The organism is Corallococcus sp. NCSPR001, from assembly GCF_017309135.1.
Taxonomy (GTDB): Bacteria; Myxococcota; Myxococcia; order Myxococcales; family Myxococcaceae; genus Corallococcus.
Genome location: NZ_JAFIMS010000002.1, coordinates 4,189,242 through 4,208,848 on the forward strand (window position 1 = coordinate 4,189,242; position 19,607 = coordinate 4,208,848).

11 protein-coding genes are annotated in these 19,607 nt (G+C 68.4%); 4 read left to right on the top strand and 7 right to left on the bottom strand.

The window, feature by feature from the left end:
• Positions 1 to 165: 165 nt before the first annotated feature.
• The 3 genes from JYJ93_RS19085 to JYJ93_RS19095 all read right to left on the bottom strand — a co-directional run bounded on the left by JYJ93_RS19085 (position 166) and on the right by JYJ93_RS19095 (position 8,716).
• Entirely contained in the window at positions 166 to 1,731 is a 1,566-nt protein-coding gene (locus tag JYJ93_RS19085; protein ID WP_206793303.1) for a DUF4041 domain-containing protein, read from the bottom strand.
• A 13-nt stretch (positions 1,732 to 1,744) separates the two neighbouring features.
• Positions 1,745 to 6,943 (bottom strand): DUF4011 domain-containing protein, encoded by a 5,199-nt coding sequence (locus tag JYJ93_RS19090; protein ID WP_206793305.1) that lies wholly within the window; start codon positions 6,941 to 6,943, stop codon positions 1,745 to 1,747.
• Between the two features lie 174 nt (positions 6,944 to 7,117).
• Positions 7,118 to 8,716, bottom strand: a complete 1,599-nt coding sequence (locus JYJ93_RS19095; RefSeq protein WP_206793307.1) for an ATP-binding cassette domain-containing protein — start codon at positions 8,714 to 8,716, stop codon at positions 7,118 to 7,120.
• A gap of 234 nt (positions 8,717 to 8,950) precedes the next feature.
• Here JYJ93_RS19095 and tgt point away from each other — a divergent pair, with 234 nt between their 5' ends.
• The 3 genes from tgt to JYJ93_RS19110 all read left to right on the top strand — a co-directional run bounded on the left by tgt (position 8,951) and on the right by JYJ93_RS19110 (position 12,352).
• A complete protein-coding gene (gene tgt / locus JYJ93_RS19100; protein WP_206793309.1) occupies positions 8,951 to 10,120 on the top strand; it encodes a tRNA guanosine(34) transglycosylase Tgt in 1,170 nt (389 codons plus the stop codon).
• 123 nt (positions 10,121 to 10,243) lie between these two features.
• The gene (locus tag JYJ93_RS19105; protein WP_206793311.1) at positions 10,244 to 11,428 is read left to right on the top strand and encodes a nuclease; all 1,185 of its coding nucleotides are present in this window, start codon (positions 10,244 to 10,246) and stop codon (positions 11,426 to 11,428) included.
• A gap of 168 nt (positions 11,429 to 11,596) precedes the next feature.
• Positions 11,597 to 12,352 (top strand): transglutaminase domain-containing protein, encoded by a 756-nt coding sequence (locus tag JYJ93_RS19110; protein WP_206793313.1) that lies wholly within the window; start codon positions 11,597 to 11,599, stop codon positions 12,350 to 12,352.
• Between the two features lie 10 nt (positions 12,353 to 12,362).
• Here JYJ93_RS19110 and JYJ93_RS19115 read toward each other — a convergent pair whose 3' ends face one another.
• Complete coding sequence (locus tag JYJ93_RS19115; RefSeq protein WP_206793315.1) at positions 12,363 to 13,100, bottom strand: TetR/AcrR family transcriptional regulator C-terminal domain-containing protein; 738 nt, start codon at positions 13,098 to 13,100, stop codon at positions 12,363 to 12,365.
• A 42-nt stretch (positions 13,101 to 13,142) separates the two neighbouring features.
• Complete coding sequence (locus JYJ93_RS19120) at positions 13,143 to 13,703, bottom strand: sugar O-acetyltransferase (RefSeq protein WP_206793317.1); 561 nt, start codon at positions 13,701 to 13,703, stop codon at positions 13,143 to 13,145.
• A 103-nt stretch (positions 13,704 to 13,806) separates the two neighbouring features.
• Here JYJ93_RS19120 and JYJ93_RS19125 point away from each other — a divergent pair, with 103 nt between their 5' ends.
• Positions 13,807 to 14,580, top strand: coding sequence for a haloacid dehalogenase-like hydrolase (locus JYJ93_RS19125; RefSeq protein ID WP_206793319.1), 774 nt, complete (start codon positions 13,807 to 13,809; stop codon positions 14,578 to 14,580).
• A gap of 97 nt (positions 14,581 to 14,677) precedes the next feature.
• Here the strand turns inward: JYJ93_RS19125 and JYJ93_RS40125 are convergent, their stop codons facing one another.
• Both JYJ93_RS40125 and JYJ93_RS40130 read right to left on the bottom strand, forming a co-directional pair.
• Complete coding sequence (locus tag JYJ93_RS40125) at positions 14,678 to 16,303, bottom strand: OmpA family protein (protein WP_242543858.1); 1,626 nt, start codon at positions 16,301 to 16,303, stop codon at positions 14,678 to 14,680.
• A 36-nt stretch (positions 16,304 to 16,339) separates the two neighbouring features.
• Positions 16,340 to 19,603 carry a kelch repeat-containing protein gene (locus tag JYJ93_RS40130; protein WP_242543859.1) on the bottom strand — a complete coding sequence of 1,088 codons (3,264 nt, stop codon included), beginning with the start codon at positions 19,601 to 19,603 and terminating at the stop codon, positions 16,340 to 16,342.
• Positions 19,604 to 19,607: the final 4 nt, after the last annotated feature.

The window sequence follows — 19,607 nt, forward strand, 5'->3', positions numbered from 1 at the left end:
GCGTCGGCTCTTTCCTGTGTCGACAAGGGAGAGCCTACCAGGAACGCGATTTTCCGAGTTTTAGAGGCAGAAATGACAGCGTCGGGGAGCGCATCCCCAGGAAACGAAAACGGGTTGGAACTCATTGAGAGGTGAACGCTACCAGAAGTGTAGGCGGGGCCGAATTCATGCGGCCCGCTCACCGGGTCGACCCTGTTCCTCCTCTTGGAGTGCCAATGTCTTCCGGTATTCCGCAGCTTCGGCCACCCGGGTCAATTCAAACTCGCCGTGGTGCTTGCGGACCGCTTCCGCGATCTCATCCAGGTTGACGCGGAAGAACTCCTTGCGCTCGTTGATGCGGTTGACGCGCCGGTTCGCGAAGGCCTTGTGCAGGGCGTTTTCCAGGGCTGGGGCGTCCGAGGTCCGGATGATGGCGTGAACGTCGAACTCGAACGGCACCGAGGCGTCTCCCAGTTCGTCGATGCGGTCCTGGGGCACCAGCCGGCGGGTCATGCCCATCTTGAACACGCCCTCCCCGAACGAGCCGATGTTGGAGATGACGTAGACGTGCCCTGTCCGGGTGAGTTGGGCCTGGGAGATGGCCCGCTGCTTCTCCAGGTCCTCCGCCACACGGCGCTCCAGCTCCGCGATGCGCTCCATCAACTTCTGCTGCTCTGAGCCTTTGGCCTGCTCGTAGTCCGCTTTCGCCTTGGCCAGGGCCTCCGCGTCGCGCTTCGCTTCGCGCTCCGCTTCCAGTTTCGCCTTTTCCAGTTCGCGTTGGGCGGCCTCCTCCTCACGCATCTGCTCCCGGATCCGGCGCTGCTCGTCACGCTCCTGCTGCACCTTCTCCTCGTACTCATACGCGAGCATCAACTCTTCGACCTTGAGCTTGACGTAGCGCCTGGCAATGACGCACTGCTGGATCTCCGCGAGGCCATTGATGGCGGCAGCTGCCTTCTCGATACGCGTCTCCATGGCCTTCACGTTCTTGTAGGAGACCTTCGCCACACATGCGTCCGCCTCGCCATTGAACGCCCGGAGCATCAGCTTCAAGGTCCGGTCAATCTGCTTCTTGCCTTCCGCCTTGCTCCCATTCACCTCCCACTGAATGGAGCATGTGGCTGCTTCCTTGTTCTTCAGCATCTGCTTCTGCGATTCGCGGATCCTCTCCAAGCGGTCCTCGTACTCCTTGACCGACGCCAGCGCGTACACCGGTTTGTAGAAGCCGAAGGTGAGCAGAACCTCCTCTTCCTCCAATGCCTTCAATTCGGCTTTCAATCGGGCAAGGCCTGTTTCCAGGCTGGTCCGCTCGGTGTTCGCCTGCTTTCGACGTGCTTCCGCCTCCTCCATGGCGCGCGTCGCGCTTTGCGTCGTCCGGTTCGTTTCTTCGCGGATCCGGTTCAACTCCGCCTTCGCCCGGCCCTGCTCCGCGGAGATGGCCTGCTCTACGTCCGCCTTGGCGCGGGCGAGCTCGGTTTCCACCCGCTTCCGCTCCGCAGCCAGCGCATTGTCCGCTTCGCTCCGGGACTTCGCCAACTCATCCTGGACCCGCTTCTGTTCCGCAGCCATCGCGGCGGTTGCGTCAGTGCGGGCTTGCGTCAACTCCTCCGCGAGCCGGCGTCGTTCGGCCTCCAGGTCCAGGATGGGCTTGAATCGTGCCTGGACCGCCTTGAGTTGGCTTCGCGTCCGCAGCAACAAGCCCAGGAGCAAAAGGCCCAAAACGCCCAGGCCAATGGCGATGATCGTTGTCATGGATATTTCCTGTTCAGGCGCTGACGGCGCGCATTGGCTGATCCACAGGGGACTCTTCTCGCGCCACGGCTGGCAACCCAGCCGCCTCCTCCCGAAGGAGTTCCTCAACGTGCGCGACGATCCGGGCGACCTCTTCTGAAGGCGAGCGGAACCAATCCGTGGACCAGATGCGGTGAAGCTTCCACCCCAGGCCTTTCAACACCTGGTCCCGGAGCCGATCCCGGTCCCGTGCGGAGCGCGACGAGTGGTACCGCTCGCCGTCACACTCGACGCCGAGGATGTATCGGCCCGATTGCTGGGGATGCCGGAGGGCCATGTCGATGAAGTAGCCCGCGACACCTACCTGCGGAACCACCTCGAAGCCCCGCGCCGCGAGCGCCTTCGCGACGGCGATTTCGAAGTCGGAGTCTGGTGGACGGCCGCTCCCCACGCCGTGCGCAACCTTCTCTCCCTTGGCTTCGGACAGGTACCGTTGCAGGACGCGCATCCCACGGGGACTGCTCTCCTGGACCTTGAGGTCCGAGGGGTCGAAGGACGCGAACACCGTGAGTGCGCAGCGCGCCCGCGTGAAAAGGACGTTCAACCGGCGGTATCCGTCCGCCTGGTTGATGGGTCCGAAGTTCATCCGGAAGCGATCGTTCTTGTCCGGACCGAACGTGACCGACACGAAGATGGCGTCGCGCTCGTCGCCCTGGACGTTCTCCAGGTTCTTCACGTCGAAAGGCATGGGTGACTTCTCCCACCTCGCCAGGAAGGCCCGGAGGTCCGCGTCGTTCTTCTCCTCGGCCGTCACCAGATCGTCGATGAGATCCCGCTGCTTCGAGTTCAACGTGACGACCAACAGGCTTTGCTCGGGGTGTGTACGCGCGTGCTCTTTCACCTTCGCGAGCACCTCACGAGCCTCGGGGACGTTGCGGTTGGACTCGTACAGTCCTCCGTCCACCTTATGGAAGCGCAGTCCCAACCCTTCCAGTTGCTCACCCGGTGCAGGGAAGGTGATGAGGTCACCGTTGTAGAACTCGCGATTGCTGAAGGCGATCAGTGAGGGGTGCCGGGAACGGTAATGCCAGCGCAGCATGCGCATGGGGAACCGCTCCGCCGCCGCCGTGAGGATGCTCTCTGAATCCTCCAGGAAGGACGGGCCCTCGGCCTCGTGTCCTGTCTCGTCGTTGGAGTCTGTGTCCTCTTGCTCCATCTGGGCGAAGAAGCTGGTGGGAGGGAGTTGCTCCGGGTCGCCCACCACTACCAACTGCTTTCCTCGGGCAATGGCTCCCAGGGCATCTTCGGGGCGCATCTGACTGGCCTCGTCCATCACCACCAGGTCGAAGGTCAGCTGTCCGGCGGGCAGGTACTGGGCGACAGACTGCGGACCCATCATGAAACACGGCATCAGCGTCTGGAGCGCACTGCCGGCGCGTGCCACCAGTTCACGGATGGGGAGGTGCCGCTGCTTCTTTCCCAGCTCGTGCCTCAGAAGATGAGTCTCCGTCATGCCCGCTACCTTCGCCGAGGACACGCCGGGAGGAACCGGACGCTGGCTGAGTTGACGCGCCAGGTAGCGGCCCTGCTTTTCGATGCAATGCGTGTCCAAGCGTGCGAACTCCTCTCGCTGGGATGCATGGATGGCGCCAGTGAATTGATCGAGCTCTGGTTGGTCTCGCAGGATGGCTTCCGCCAGAGAGCGGAAGAAGACAGCGTCGAAGGCGGAGACCAGCTGTTCCGGCTCCAGACCGGGGCGTGTGTCGACGCGCTCCAGGAACCCGGCGGTGCTCCGCGCTCGCGCGACGGCGCGCCGCTGCCGTTGATACGCGCACCAGGCCGGAAGCGTCGCGGACTGGCTTCGGGCCTGACGCAGGCGCAAGACCGTCGATTGGAGCGGGGACTCGGTGGCGAGTTCCTCCCAGGTGCCCGGGGCCATCCTTCCCAGTTCCCAGGCTTGGGCGGCGGACTGTCTATAGGCAGTGAGCCCGGTCTCCAACTCGTTCGCGGCCGCATGCAGGTCCGCGTGCCTTCGTGGCGTGTCCTCTCGCAGCAGCCACTCCGCCAGACCTTCCGGCAGCGGCGCCGCCAGGAGGGCATCGACATGGCGAAGAACGCTTCGGGGACCCGCGAGTGAGGTTTTCCGGCCCTGGTAGGCCACCCCCGGCAGGGCCGCTGCGGGAGCGTGAGCTTCCAGCCGCTCCGCGGCTCCGCACGCCTCGCGCACCCTGCGCAACTGTCCCTGGAGTTGAGAGAGGGGCAGGGACGGCGGGGCATCTCCCTTCCGTGCCCAATGCAGAACCTTACCCAGGTGCTTCAGCAGGGCGTCGAGACTGTCCTGGGCCTTTCCGCAGGGCTCGGTGTTCCAGGGCGCGTGCGGCAGCCCCATGCGCGTCGAGGCCTCTTGCACGGAGGTACTCACGTCGCGGACCTGGGGAAGTTCATCACTCTTCGCGCGGACCCTCGCCAGGGCATCTCGCCACTGGCTCGGGGAACGCTCCAACACCGCGCGGCGCAGCTCCAGACCTCGCTCGCCCATTGGGAGGAGCAATGCGTCGATGTTCCGGTATGTGTCCAACCACGAGAGGATTCGATCGAAACGCGTCTCGATTCCCTGGAAGCGGGCACCCAGGGTCTCTTTCAGGGTCGCGTCCTCTTGGAACCGCTCCCGTGCCGCGTAATGTGCCAGCAGGTCGTTGTATCCCTGGATGAGTACGGGCTTTGTTGGACGGACACCATGAGCCATGGCCTGGAAGTCCCGCCGCGCGGCACGCCATGCGCCCGAGAACCAGGGGATGAATGGCGCGGTCGAAACCGCGACGGCATGGGACTTGAGTGTTGCGAGGGGAGGGACAAGCTCGGGCATGAAGCGCACCGCGAGCGCCCGGCCCTGCTCTTTCAATTCCGTGCACGTCACCCCGGCTTTCCGAAGTGCCTCCTCGGCTTCGCGCTCAAGCCAGCGTGGGTCCCGCCACTCCAAAGTGGTGTCGTCCAGGGCGGCCATGGCCTCGACGACGCGGGCGAAAATCTGGATTTGTTGAGGCGTCCAGAGCGTGACGTCGACCTCCAGGCGCAAGGCCACTTCGGCAACGAACCGGCGAGCCTGCCCCAGGCCTCGGGCCGCTGCTTCCACCGCTTCGTGCGCGCGCGTCAGGGTGACGAGCGTGGTGTCAGGCGAGAGCAGGCGCAGGGTAATGTCGAGGACGGCTTCCGCGTCGCGCAGCGCGGTCACGGTCAGGTCCTCCTGGGCTCGCCAGCCCGCCTCCAACCCCGCCCACTGCTTCTGGACCGCTTCGATGGCATCGAGCAGGACTCGTAATCCCTGGCGCTGCGTCGAATCGAGTAGGGCAGGGACCAGCGTTGCGGGAGCACCCTCCGGAAGCTGCGGCAGGACCCGGATGTTGGAGACCAGCGCATCCACCGCGAGCGCGCTCGACCTGGGCGTGACGCCCGTGCGGACGGTGAAGGTCGCCAGCGCCTTCTCTAGAAGTAGGGCGGACTCTTCCCAGGTGGCGATCCGTTGAATGAGTGTCTGGCGGTCCTTGTCGGTCAGCGCATCGTTCGTTACACCCGCCCATGGGTGGGCACTGAGGATGGGCGCGACGCGGCGAACATCCCCCAGTTGCGCCGCGAGGTTCCGAACCGCGTTGCGAACCTCCGCCAGCGCAAGGGGGGACATACCTTCAGCGCCCTCGAAGCGGAGGCCCTCCAACTCCACGACCGCTTCCCCCAACTCTGACTCCGCACGACTGACCTTCCAGAACACGTCGTGCGGTGACATGCCGAGCGTCCCGAAAGGCTTGTGCATTCGCTCGGTGTGCGCGCGCAGGATGCCTGCCGCGCTCAAGACCTGTTCGGTGAGAGGGCGAGGGGCGCTCGCGCTCGTATCCAGGTTGAGTCGTCGACGCAGATCCTCCATGAACTGCTGTTTCTGGGTCTTGTGGCTATGCAACTCCAGGCAGAACTCGCCGAGCCCCGCCTGCTGGAGGCGGCGCGAGACGACCTCCAGCGCCGCCAGCTTCTGCGTGACGAACAGCACGGTCTTGCCCGCCGCCAGCGCCGCGCCAATGAGGTTGGTGATGGTCTGTGATTTCCCGGTGCCAGGCGGCCCCTGGACCACCAGGTTTTCGCCTCGGAGTACGTCCACCAACACACTGTGCTGGCTGCTGTCGGCGTCCGTGATGAGCGGCGGAGGATTTACCTCGGGTGAATCCAGGTCGTAGACCTCGCTCCGGCGTTCCCGACTGCCCCCGCCACCTCCACCAGGTTCGTTCGCCTGCGCCTGTCCTCCCATCAGTGTTCGGACGAGCGGGTTCGCCAGCATGGGACTGTTCTGGGGCCAGCGGGTAGGCTCCAGGTCCCGCCACATCAGGAGCCGCCCGAAGGACAGCAGCGTCAGGGTCACCTGCCGCTCCAGGCTCCAGCCAGGACGCAGTCCCTTGAGCAGCGTCGTCACCTTGTCGAAGTACGCCTCCAGGCCCTCGTCCGCGGAGAAGGCCGGCAGCGTGATGCCGAATTCCTGCCGCAATTTCTCCTGGAGCGTGAGGTTCGTTTCGATGGACTCGCCTTCGTTGTAGTCCACTTCGTAGGCGTGGACCTGCGTCTCCGGGTGCGCCTGACCGCGCTTGAGGCTCACCGGCATGAGCACGAGCGGAGCGCTGCGAGGCTTCTCCTGCCGCGTGTCGCCAGACTCGTACCAGCGCAGGAACCCGAAGACGAAGTGGAGCAGGTTGGCTCCGGTCTCCTGGATGGCCGTTTGCGCGAGGCCCTGGATACGGTGCAAGTGGCTCTCCAGATCCTCCGGGAAGTACAACGTCTGGAGGTGGCGGTCCTGGTGCTTGCGAGGATTGCTGCCGCTCTCTGCCGGGAGCGCCTTGGGCAGCTCATACCGGGTATCAATGCCCAACTTCTTCGCCTGTTGAAGCACCAGATTCTGACGGGCGTCCTTGCTGGGGGCTTCCTCCGTCGTCATCGAAAACACCACCGTCGCGGCGGCGGGGTCGACGTCCTCCTCTTCCTTGGAGGCATGCGCCGGCGGCATCACCGGCAGGAACGTGAGCGCGCGGTGGTTGCTCAGGCGCTCGAAGACGACACCTGGCAATTCATCCACAATGCGCAGCGACGTCCGGGCCGTGTGCTTGAAATGGAGGAGTCGGTTGGTTGCGCTCAGATCCAGCAACCGGGTGCGTTGCTGCTGAAGCTCTTTCAGCAGGACCGAGTCGTTCGGAGTCATGGAGGTGCCCCCCCGGGTCGTCATGGGTGGGACGACCTGGCACCCCAGGTTCTGGCGCACTCCTCGCTGCGATTGCATCCCCCGTGAGGGTGATTGACACCTGCACGAAAACGCCGCCTCGCTTCCGGAGGACCGGAAACGGGCGGCGTGGGCACTGCCTGAAGTAGCGAAGGACTACCGGCGCTTGAGCGCCGCGTCCGCGTGCTTCTCCATGAACTCGGAGTAGGGGCCGTTGAAGTCGAGCACTTCCTTGCCCGCCTCCAGGCTCCAGATGCGGGTCGCGACCTCGGAGATGAGCTCCTGGTCGTGGGTCACGCAGATGACCGTGCCTTCGAACTTGGACAGGCCTTCCGCCAGCGCCGCGATGGACTCCAGGTCCAGGTGGTTCGTCGGCTCGTCCAGGATCAGCACGTTGTCCTGCATGATCATCAGCTTGGACAACAGCACGCGCACCGTCTCACCACCGGAGAGCGTGTCCGTCGCCTTCATCCGCTCCTCACCCGAGAAGAGCATCCGGCCCAACACGCCGGAAATCTCCTCGTTCGTCAGCTTCTCGCTGATCTCCCGGAGGTAGCCGAAGCACGTCGTGCCCTTGTGGATGACGCCGTGGTGGTCCTGCGGCAGGTAACCCACCGTCGCCTGGTGGCCCCAGGTGATGGTCCCCGCGTCCGGCTCCAACTGGTTGGCCAGCATCTTCACCAGCGTGGACTTACCCACCGCGTTGCGGCCAATCACGCAGATGCGCTCGCCCTTGCACACCAGGCCCGTGAACGGCTTGATGACCTGCTGCCCGTCGAAGGACTTCTTCAGCCCCTCGAACATCAGCGTCTGCCGCCCGCTGACCACCTTCTGGTCGAACCGGATGAACGGCCGCGCGATGTTCGAGCGCTTCAGGTCCTCCGTCTTCAGCTTGTCGATCTGCTTGATGCGGCTCTGCACCTGCGACGCGCGCGTACCGGCGTGGAAGCGCGCCACGAAGTCCTGCAGCTGGGCGATCTTCTTCTTCTTCTCCGCCGTCTCGGACTCGACCCGGGTGCGCAGCTGCGACTTCTGCCGGACCATGTCGTCGTAACCACCCGTGTACTGGATGATGGTCTCGTAATCGATGTCCGCGATGTGCGTGCAGATGCTGTTCAGGAAGTGCCGGTCGTGGCTGATGGTGATCAGCACGCCCTCGTACACGTGGAGGAAGTTCTCCAGCCAGCGGATGGAGTCGATATCCAGGTTGTTCGTGGGCTCGTCGAGCAGCAGCCCGTCCGGCTTGCCGAACAGCGCCTGCGCGAGCAGCACGCGCAGCTTCAGGCCGCCCGTCAGCTGGCGCATGGGCTCTTCGTGGAAGGACTCCTCGATGCCCAGACCGGCCAGCAGCGTGGCCGCGTCGCTCTCCGCCGAATAGCCGTCCTCTTCCGCGATGACGCCTTCCAGCTCACCCAGCCGGTTGCCGTCCTCCTCGGTGATGTCCGACTTGGCGAGCAGCTTGTTCTTCTCGTCCATCGCCGCCCACAGGTGGCGGTTGCCCATCAACACCACGTCGATGACGCGGTCGTTCTCGTAGCGGAAGTGGTCCTGGCGCAGGATGCCCAGCTTGCGCGGGCGGATGATCTCGCCCGTGTCCTGCTCCTCGTCTCCCGCGAGGATCTTCATGAACGTGGACTTGCCGGCCCCGTTCGGGCCGGTCAGGCCGTAGCGGCGGCCCGGCGAGAAGGCGACGTTGACCTCCTCGAACAGCTTCTTGGGCCCATAGGCCTTGGAGACGTTGATGACGTTGAACATGGCGGCGGCTTGTAACGGAAATGGCGCGGCGACCCAAGACGCGCGGTGAATCGGTAACGGAAGGACCCAATGTAACCGCCGGGCCGCCCCGGAAATGCCGCCTTCCCACCCCCCGCCCCCAGGTGCAGGTAGGGAAACCGGCGTCCCGAAAGGGGCGGTCCCCAGGAGACCAGGCGGGCGTCCCCCAGGAAGCGGGTGCCCCCGGACGGGCGGGCTGGGTATAAGGCCCGTCCAATGGCCGTCCGCTTCGAACTCCTGAACACCGACCCCACCGGCGCCCGCACGGGCATCCTCCACACCCGCAAGGGGTCCTTCCCCACGCCGATGTTCATGCCGGTGGCCACCCACGCCGGCTTCCGCCATATCGCCATGGAGGAGGTGAAGGAGACGGGGGCCAAGGTCCTCCTCGCCAACACCTACCACCTGATGCTCCGGCCCGGCCCGGAGGTGTTCGAGCGCTTCGGCGGCATCCACCCCTTCATGGGCTGGGACGGCGCCGTGCTCACGGACTCGGGCGGGTTTCAGATCTTCTCTCTGCCGGAGGACCGGCTCATCACGGAGAAGGGCGCGCACTTCCGCAGCTTCTACGACAACAGCCGCCGGCTCCTCAGCCCCGAGTCCAGCATCGCCATGCAGCAGGCGATCAACTCGGAGATCATGATGGTGCTGGACGTGTGCATCGACTCGCGCACGGACGAGGCCGGCACCCGCGAGGCCATGGAGCGCACCCACCGCTGGGCCGTGCGCAGCCTCGCCGCGAAGGAGTCGAAGAACACGGGCCAGGCGCTGTTCGGCATCGTCCAGGGCGGCGTCCACCCGGCCCTGCGCGACGAGAGCGCCGCGTTCCTCACGAAGCTGCCCTTCGACGGGTTCGCCATCGGCGGACTGGCCGTGGGCGAGACGAAGGTGGAGCGCGACACGATGACCGAGCGCGCCACCGCGTCCCTGCCGCAGGACAAGCCTCGCTACCTGATGGGCGTGGGCACCCCCACGGACCTGCTGGAGGCGGTGCTGCGCGGCGTGGACATGTTCGACTGCATCATCCCCACCAAGATGGCGCAGCAGGGTTACGCGTACACGTTCCAGGGCCTGGTGCGCATCACCCGCACCGTGTACCAGTTGGATGACGGGCCGCTCGACCCCGAGTGCGACTGCTACGTGTGCAAGAAGTACACGCGCGGCTACCTGCAGCACCTGATGCGCGGCAAGCACCACCTGGGCTCGCGCTTCCTGTCCGTGCACAACGTGCGGCACTACCAGAAGCTCATGGAGCGCGTGCGCGAGGGCATCCTGCGCAACGGCTATGCGCAGACGTACCGCGAGTTGAAGTCCGCCATCGCCACGCCCAAGGACCTGAAGGACGAGGCCGCGGCCAGCGCCGCGACGCTGAAGGACGTGGGCTGAAGTCCGGGCGCGTGGCCCGCTGGCCGCTCTCCGGCCGGGTTGTGACGGGCCGTGCGCGGACGGCGGTGCGCAGGGACGTGGCGGGTTAGCCTGCGGTGCCCCGGTTTCGGGCCCCTTCACCGCATGGACCCGCGCGTCGCCACCCTCCTGAGTCACGTCCGCGCGAGCGCGGAGAACCGGCCCGGCGTGTACCGGTTCTTCGGCCCCGCTGGAGAGCTGCTCTACGTGGGCAAGTCCGTGCGGGTGCGCACGCGGCTGTTGTCGTACTTCCGCGCGGACGAGGGCGAGAAGGCCTGGGAGATCGTCGCCCAGGCGCACCAGGTGGAGTGGGAGTACACGGCCAGCGAGTTCGCGGCGCTGCTGCATGAGTTCCGCCTCATCAAGAGCCACCGGCCCCTCTACAACGTGGAGCACAAGCGCGACCGCGCGCACTGCTTCCTCCAGCTCACGCGCGAGGCCGTGCCCCGGCTGCGCGTGGTGAGGCAGCCCGGCGGCGGCGGGAGCGCGGAGTACTTCGGGCCCTTCCATGGCCGGCACACCATGGCGGACGTGGTGCGCGCGGTGAATGATTTGCTGGAGCTGCGCGACTGCCCGTCCGAGACGCCCATGCGGCTGGCGGATCAGATCCAGCTCTTCCCCCTGAAGGATGACCCGCGGTGCATGCGCGGGCAGACGGCGCGCTGTCTGTCGCCGTGCGCGAGCGGGTGCACGACGGCGGAGTACCTGGCACAGGTCGCGCTGGCCCGGGCGTTCCTCAACGGCGAGTCGGACCGGCCGCTCGTCATCCTCCGCGAGCGCATGGCGATGGCGGCGCGGCGGCTCCAGTTCGAATACGCGGCGGAGCTGCGCGACCGCGCGGAGCGGCTGGAGAACGTGCAGGCGTGGATCGTCGAGCTGGGGCGCACGCTGCGGCGGCTGTCGTTGATCTACACGGCGCGCGGGCACGGCGGGGAGGACCGCACGTACGTGCTCAGGCGGGGACGGATCCGCGCGGAGGTGCCCACGCCCCGGACGCCGGACGAGCAGGCGGCGCTGGACGCGCGCGTGCGGGCCATCTTCGACGTGCCGGAGCCGGAGGCGATTGGCCTCCGCGCGCAGGAGGCCCAGGAGGTGATGCTCGTCGCGAAGTGGTTCCGCCTGCATCCGGAGGAACTGGACGCGACGGTGCCTCCTCCGGCGCGGGCCGGGAGTGATGAGCCCTTCGAGGAGGCGGAGGAGGCCCGGGCCGCGCTCGCTCGCACGTTGGAGCGCACCGTGGAGGGGCCGGAGGAGCCAGAGCCCGAGGGCGCCGCCGAGCCGGCGGGGTGATGACGCCGGACATCACCCCGCGCACGGCTGTCATCAGGGGCGCGGGCCCGCGCTGAGGAGGACAGGCTGGAAAGACAGGGGTTTGGCGTTCGCCCTGGGCGCCCCGGGCCCTGGCACGCGCCGTGCTCATGGGACAGGCATCCCCGCTGTTCTTCGAGGCCCTGTCCCATGGCGATCTCCTCCCTGCGTCCGTCCTCCAGCCCGTGCGCGAAGCTCCCGACCGATGCCGCTCAGGCCCCGCGGAATGTCGTGGTGAAGGTCGTCAACCCGGATGGCTCGCACGTGAAGACGGTGGACTCCGCGAAGCAGCCCCAGGAGTTCGCCAAGCTGCTGAAGGACCTGGGCCTGACGAAGGAGTCCCTGCTGAAGGGCGAGGCCGTGAAGGCCCAGGGCCCGAAGCCCACCACCGATGGCTCCCAGCGCTTCCAGCAGAACAGGAACCGCGACAGCTTCGAGCCGGCCAAGGCCCAGGCCCAGAAGCCCCAGCCCGCTCCGGCCCCGGCTCCCACCCAGGCGCAGGGCGCGAAGGGCCCGTCCTCCGGCAAGAGCGCGGAGGCGGTGGCCCAGGACATCGCGAAGGAGGCCACGTCCTGGAATTACGACTACACGGGCGGCAAGTCGTGGGATGCCGCCATGAAGAACGCCGGCAACTTCGACGCGTCCAAGTCCGGCGTCTGCGTGGACATGGCCATCGAGGCCGAACAGCGCTTCGAGCAGGCCGGCGTGGACGCGCAGGTCGTCTTCGGCAATACGGACCGGGGCCTCCATGCGTGGGTGGAGTTCAAGGACGACAAGGGCCAGTTCCAGGCCTTCGACCCGACCGCCGCGGCCTGCACCAAGAAGGCCGACGACGCCATCACCCCGTATGACAGCGGCCTCTACGGGTACAAGGGCGTCACCGAGACCCATCAGGCCGTGGGCTGAAGTCCCCGCCTCAGTGAGAGTGCTTCGCGGAAATCCCGTCGAGCATGAACTCCAGTCCCTGGTCGAACACCGTGTCCAGGGGCGTGTCCGTGGAGGCCTCGGCCACCTGGACGGTCCGCGGGAACCGGCCGGATTCGAGCATCCGCCGGTAGTAGGGCCCCATGGTGAACAGCAACTCCATCCATGCCTTGCCGAAGCGGCGCTCGTAGCGAAGCTCATCGGATTCGCCGTGGACGGCGCCCACGGCGTAGGCACTGACGTGCTGCAGGGTCCGCATGGCGATGCCGATGTCCTCGAACCCGGGTTCATCCACCAACGCGGCCAGCGCTCTCTCTGTGTACACGATCGCGTGGGGAACCATGGCGATTCGGGCGCCCGTCAGGTCGGTGAACCACAGGTGCTTGTGCACGGCCCGCCGGAACTGGTGGGCGACTTCGCGCATGATCTGGCGCCAGTCGCCGGCGAACAGGCTGTCCGCGACCAGCTCCCGGTAGAACGCGTCGGACATGAGCTCGTGCACCTCGTCCTTCGAGAACACGTGCTCGCGAAGCCGCTTCGGGTCCACCTTCAGCGCGGCCGCCACGGTACGAAGGGAGACGGCGCCGAGCCCTTTCTTGTCAGCAAGGCTCATGGCTGCCCGTGCGATGGCCTCCCGCCGCAGCGAGATCGCCCCGGGCGGATGGGCAGGCTCGGGGCGCTCCCAGATCAGGGCCGTCTTCTTCGCCAGCAGAAGCGATATCGGGCTCATGGCCCCGAGTCTTGCTCGATTCCGGGCCGCAATGACAGAGGACTACCGGAGGCTCCGGATGACGCGACAGGGATTGCCGGCGGCGAAGACATACGGAGGGATGTCCCGCGTCACCACGCTGCCCGCGCCGATGGTCGTGCCTTCGCCGATGGTGACGCCCGGGCAGATGATGGAGCCGCCACCAATCCACACCTTCGAACCGATGGTGATGGCGCGGCCCAGCTCCGGGCCCTTGATGCGCTCATCCGGATCCAGGGGATGCGTGGCCGCGTACACCTGCACGTTCGGGCCGAAGGACACGTCGTCGCCAATCGTCACCGTGTTGCAGTCCAGGATGACGCACTGGAAGTTCATGAAGACGCGCTCGCCCAGCCGGATGTGCTCGCCGTAGTCGCAGAAGAACGGCGGTTCGATCCACGTCCCGGCGCCCACCCTGCCCAGCAACTCGGTGAGCAGGCTCTCACGCAGCGGCAGCTCTTCCTCGGTGGACTGGTTGTAGGAGCGCAGGAGCTTGCGGGCGCGGGCCCGCTCGGCCACCAGCCGCGGGTCGACGGCGCTGTACAGCTCGCCCGCGAGCATCTTCTCTTTCTCCGTTCGTGCCATGCCCGGGAGGGTACTCATCCAATGCAGGGATGGTGAACAGCCCGCGTCCCGGTCTCGTGGACACGGGTGACACCGGACAGTGCGGCCAGCGAGGATGCCGGCCATGAGGACTGAGCGGGTCGAGGAGACGCTGGAGCGCATCCGTCGCGAGGTGGAGCGGACGCCGGATGGCGTGCTGGCCTTCGACGGGGACGGCACGCTGTGGAGCGGGGACGTGGGGGATGACCTGTTCATGGCCCTGCTGGAGCACGGCGGCGTACGCCCCGAGGCCCGCGCGGCGCTGGAGCGGCTGGGGGCCCGCCATGGCGTGGAGTCGCATCCGGACGCGGTGACGCTGGCGCACGCGCTGTTCAAGGCGTTCGAGGCCGGGCGCCTGCCGGAGAAGGACACCTACGAGATGATGGCGTGGGTCTTCGCCGGCTGGCACGCGGAGGAGGTGCGCGGCTTCGCCCATGATGTGGTGGCGCGGCGGGGCGTGGCTGGCCGCGTCCATCCGGAGGCCCGCCGCGTGGTGGAGTGGGCGCGGGGGCAGGGCGTGGACTGCTACGTGGTCAGCGCGTCGCCGCGCGCGGTGGTGGAGGCCGCCGTGCGCGAGGTGGGCATCCCGTCCGACTTCGTGGTGGCGTGCACGCCGAAGGAGGAGGGCGGACGGCTGCTGACGTCCGTCTTCGAGCCCGTGCCCTACGGCCCCGGCAAGGTGAACAGCCTGAGGCTGCGGACAGACCGGCCGCTCTACGCGGCGTTCGGCGACAACGTGTTCGACCTGGAGCTGCTCGCGGCCTCCCGCGTCCCGGTGGCCATCCGGCCCAAGTCGCGGCTGCGCGACCGCGCGGCGGAGCTGCCCGCGCTGGTGCAGCTGCACCCCGAAGAGGCCTGACGCAAAACGGGCGTGGAGGAGGCCTCCACGCCCGTTTCACTGAAACCACCACGCGCCGCTTCGTGGGGGTCCACGAAGCGGCGTCACGTCGACGCGGTCAGCTCCCCGTGACGGGGACGAACTCCACGCGGCGGTTCTCGCTGCGGCCTTCCGGCGTCTCGTTGGACACGCGCGGACGGTCGGGGCCGAAGCCCTTCGCCTCCAGCCGCGAGCCCGCGATGCCCTTCTGGATGAGGTACGCGCGCACGCGGTTCGCGCGCTGCTGACTCAACGTGCGGTTGGCCTCCTCCGGGCCGCTGTTGTCCGTGTGGCCTTCAATCCGGATGTTCAGCTTGGGGTTCGCCTTCAGGTAGGCCGCGATGGCGTCCAGTTGCTGCTGCTCGTTCTCCTGGAACTCCGACTGGTTCACCGGGAACTGGACGATGTGCTCCAGCGGCGACGTCGTCTCCGCGGGCTTCTCCTCGGGCTGGGGCTTGGGCTCCTCGGGCTTGGGCTGCTCCTTCGCGGGGCAGCCACGCTCGGACGCGGGGCCGGCCTCGTTCGGGCAGGCGTCGTCCTTGTCCGGCACGCCGTCGCCATCCGTGTCCTTCACGGGGCAGCCGCGCTCGGAGGAAGGACCAGCTTCGTTCGGGCACTGGTCCTCGCGGTCCACCACGCCGTCGCCGTCCGAGTCCTTGTCCGGGCAGCCGTTGTTCTCCACGGAGCCGGCCTCCAGCGGGCAGCGGTCGTCCTTGTTCGCCACGCCGTCGCCGTCGTCGTCCTCGTTGGGGCACTGCTCCGGCGTGTGGCTGCGGCCAGTGCGGCAGTGGTCCACGGGCTCCGGCTCGTTCGCGTACGCGATGCCTGCGCCCAACCGGAACGACGGCGTGCCGGGGATGTCCGTGAAGCCGTGCCCGCCAATCGCGAAGGCCTCGAAGCCCGCGCCCACCGGCAGCCGCACGCCGCCGAGCAGCTCCAGCGCCAGGTCCGACTCCACGAGCGACTCGGCGGCCTGCAGCGCGATTTCGGCGCGCAGCCCCTTGCCTCGCGTGGCCACCACCACGCCCTGCTCCAGCTCCGTGCCCACATCGCGGCCCGGCTCGACCTCCTTCGAGCGGATCCGGATGCCTGCGTTGGCGCCCAGCACCACCGGGCCCAGCTCGCGGCTCACCGACACGCGGGGCGCGAACTGGAACCCGGCCCAGCCCGCCTGACGGCCGAACGCGTCCGCCGTGCCGCCCGGAATCCCGATGTCCAGGCCCAGGCCCAGGAACACCGGCGCGCCTTCCTCGCGCCGCAAGAGCTCGTAGCGCACGCCCAGCTCCGGCGTGCCCAGGCCGAACGAGTCCGGCTCGCTCACGCCCACCAACTGCTCCGCGCCGTGGCCGCCCTGCGCGATGATGACGGGCAGCTTCGCGGAGAACTCCAACCGGTCCACCGGCGACCACGCGCCGGCCAGCCAGCCCGCGGTGCGGTAGTGGAGGATGGAGCGCTCCAGCCCATCACTGCCCTGGAGCAGGAGGATGCCGCGCTCGTAGTTGACCATGAGGAGCAGGCGGTAGCCGCCCTCGGGGAGCACGCGGCCGGTGTCCACCAGCATCGAGTCCGTCGCCGCTGGCGTGAAGCGCAGGCGCTCCAGGTCCAGCGGCCTCAGCGGGCTCGTGGTGGTCTGCCCGAACGCGGCGGGGGTGACGGCGGTGGCCAGCAGCGCGGCCAGCGCCCAGCTCTGAGCCTTCGTACGCAAGGAGAGGTCCATTCGAGAAAAGAGGGAGCGCATGTCTCAGTTCCCCCGGGCCGGGTTCTGACGGCGACGCGACGTGCCCCAGGCCGCCAGCGCGGCGAGGAGCGCCAGCGCGGAAGAGCCGGCGCCGGTGCTGTTGCAGCCACCGCCAGCGATCTCCACGACCTGCGCCTGGACCCGGACCTGGAACGTGCACTGCGCGGTGTTGCCCGCATCATCCGTGGCGGTGACCGTCACCTGCGTGGCCCCGGCGGGGAAGTCGCTGCCCGACGGGGGCGAGGACGTCACGACCGGATTGGCCGTCACCGCGTCCGTGGCCGTGGGCTCGAACGTCACCGTCGTGCCTGGCGCCACCGTGATGTCCGCGGGGCAGGTGAGGGTGGGCGCGGTGGTGTCCTGCACCGTCACCTGGAACGTGCAGGTGAGGCCGGTGGAGGTCGCGGTGACCGGGGTGGTGCCAATCGGGAACAGCGCGCCCGACGGCTGCGAGTAGCTCACGGGGAGCCCTCCCGCCGGCTCCAGCACCGCGGGGTCGTAGGTCACGATCGCGCCGTCCGGATCCGTCGCCTCCACGGTGACGTCCGCGGGGCAGGTGAGGGTGGGGGGGACCGTGTCCTCCGTCACGTTGAGGGTCACGGTCGCGATGTTGCTGTCGTCGGCGCAGTCACGGACGCGGTAGGTGAAGCTGTCCGTGCCCACGAAGCCGGGGTTGGGGGTGTACTCGAGCGTCCCCTGCGCGCTGGTGCCGAGCGTGCCGTGCTGCGGCTGGGTGACCGTGGTCCAGCTCAACACCTGGCCGGGGTCCGGATCCGTGCCGTTCAGGGCGATGGCGGTGACCGTGTCCTTCGGAACGGTGACCGTCTGGTCCGCCGCCGTCGGAGGACGGTTGGCGACGACGTTCACCATCCGCCCGCCGGAGATGGCGTTGGAGAAGACGGTCAGCCCGTAGGGGCCCACCGGCACGTCCGCGGGGACGGTCACCGTCGCGCGCGTGGCGGAGGTGTTGCTGGAGGGGAGCGTCCAGAGCCGCCCGCCCTCCGCGGCGCGGAAGCGCACCAGGGGGAAGTCGGTGGAGGAGTCCGAGTAGGTGCCGCTGCCGCCGCCGGAGATGCCCCGGAACAGCAGGCCCTCCAGGACGGTGGGGCAAGCGGCGACGAGCGTCACCGGGTTCGTCACGGTGGGCCGCCACGCGGGCTGGGCGCCGTTCTCGTTGAACAGCTCCGCGTCGGGCGGGCCCACGCCTCCCACGAGGAGGACCTCGCCTGAAGGCAGGGCGGTGGAGATCAGCCCTCCGCGCGTGGTGGGGTCCGCGACGGTGGTGAAGATGCGCAGCTGGGGGTCGAAGAGCTCCGCGGTGTCGACGTACGCGCCCAAGTCGGTCAGGCCGCCCGCGATCAGGACCTTGCCGGAGGGCAGCAACGTGGCGGTGTGGTGCATGCGCGACTGCGCGAGCGGGCCCACCGGCGTCCAGGTGTTCGTGGCGGGGTCGTACAGCTCCGCGGACGTGAGGTAGTTGAGGCTCGCGATCCCGCCCACCGCCAGCACCTGGCCCGAGGGCAGCAGCGTCAGCGTCAGCTCGTCCCGGGCCGCGCCGAGGTTCGCCGCGGGGGCCCAGGTGTTCGTGGCGGGGTTGTACAGCTCCGCCGAGGCCGTCTCCGCGCCGGTGTTGTCATGACCGCCAGCGACGAGCACCCTGCCGTCATGGAGCAGCACCGCGCCGTGGCTGGCGCGCGCGATGCTGGGGGACGCCGCCGCGCTCCAGGTGTTGGCGTCGGGCGAGTAGAGCTCCGCGGAGGCAAGCACCGCGGCGTTGCGCTGGCCGCCGGACACGAGCACCCGGCCATCCGGCAGGAGCGTGGCGGAGTGGAGGTGCCTCGTGCCGAGCAGGTCGGCGGTGGGCAGCCAGGTCCCGGTGGTGGAGTCGAAGCGTTCGGCGGATGCCGTCGAGATGCCCCCGTTGCGTCCACCCGCGACCAGCACCTGGCCGGAGCGCAGGACGGTCGCGGTCGCGCGCTCGCGGGGCACGGCGAGCGCGGGCGCGGCGCTCCAGTTGTTGCTCGCGCGGTCATACACCTCCGCCGCCGCGGAGGAACTGACACCCCGGCCTCCCGCGACGAGCACCTGGCCGCCAGGCAGCAGCGCCACCACGGGATCCGTCCGGGGCGTCCCCATGGCGCCGGCCGGGGACCACTGGCTGCGGGCGGGGTCGTAGAGCTCCGTGTCCGCGTAGAAGGTCAGGCTGGGGGCGCTGGTGAAGCCGCCCGTGACGAACACCTTGCCGCCGGGCAGCAGCGTCGCGGTGTGGTTCTCGCGGGCGATGTTCATCGTGCCGCCGGGAGACCAGGTGCCGGTGGCGGGATCGTAGATCTCGGACTCGGCCTGCGCGGGTGCTCCGCTGACGGCGCCGCCGCTGACGAGGACGCGCCCGTCGGCCAGCAGCGTGGCCTGGTGGCCGGCGCGCGGGAACGCGAGGCTGCCGGTCGCGGTCCAGGTGTTGGCCGCCGGGTCATAGAGCTCCGACTGGGCCGTCACGCCGCCCGCGGCGAAGCCACCCGCGACGAGCACGCGGCCGTCGGGGAGCAGGGTGCTGGTGGCGTAGTGCCGGGCCACCAGCGGGGGCGCGGCGGCGGACCAGGTGCCGGTGGCCGGGTTGTAGAGGTCGGCGCCGGGCACCTCACCGCTGCCGCTGAAGCCGCTCACCGCGAGCACGCGGCCATCGCGCAGCCGCGTGGCGGTGTGCGCGTTCCGGCCCGCGGACATGGAGCCCGTGGCGGTGAAGGTGTTGGTCGCGGGGTCGTAGAGCTCCGCGGTGGTGAGCCGGACGCCGCCACCGCCGGTGCCGCCCGCGATCAGGACCTGTCCCGTGGCCAGCAGCGTGGCCGTGGTGAGGCTGCGGGTCGAGGCCATGTTGCCCGTGGCGGACCAGGTATTGGTGATGGGATCATAGAGGCGTCCCCCCTGCGAGCCGTCGGTCAGCACCAGCACCCTGCCGGTGGGCAGGAGCACGGCCAGGGTGATGTTGCCCGTGAGGCTGGAGGGGCCCGCGGAGCTCCAGGTGTTGGTGTCGGGATCGTAGAGATCCGCCGTGCCCACGAAGCCGTCCCTGTTGACGCCGTTGACGACGAGCAGCTTCCCGGTGGGGAGCAGGACGGCCGCGTGTTGCCCGCGCGGCGTCGCCATGGACGGGGTGGCGTACCAGGCAGGGGCCGTCGCGAGACGGGCCTGCGTGGCGCGGATGCCCCCGGGTGCCGCCGGGCGCTCGTTCCCGCCGCAGGACAGAAGGCCCAGGCTCGCGGCGAACAACAGG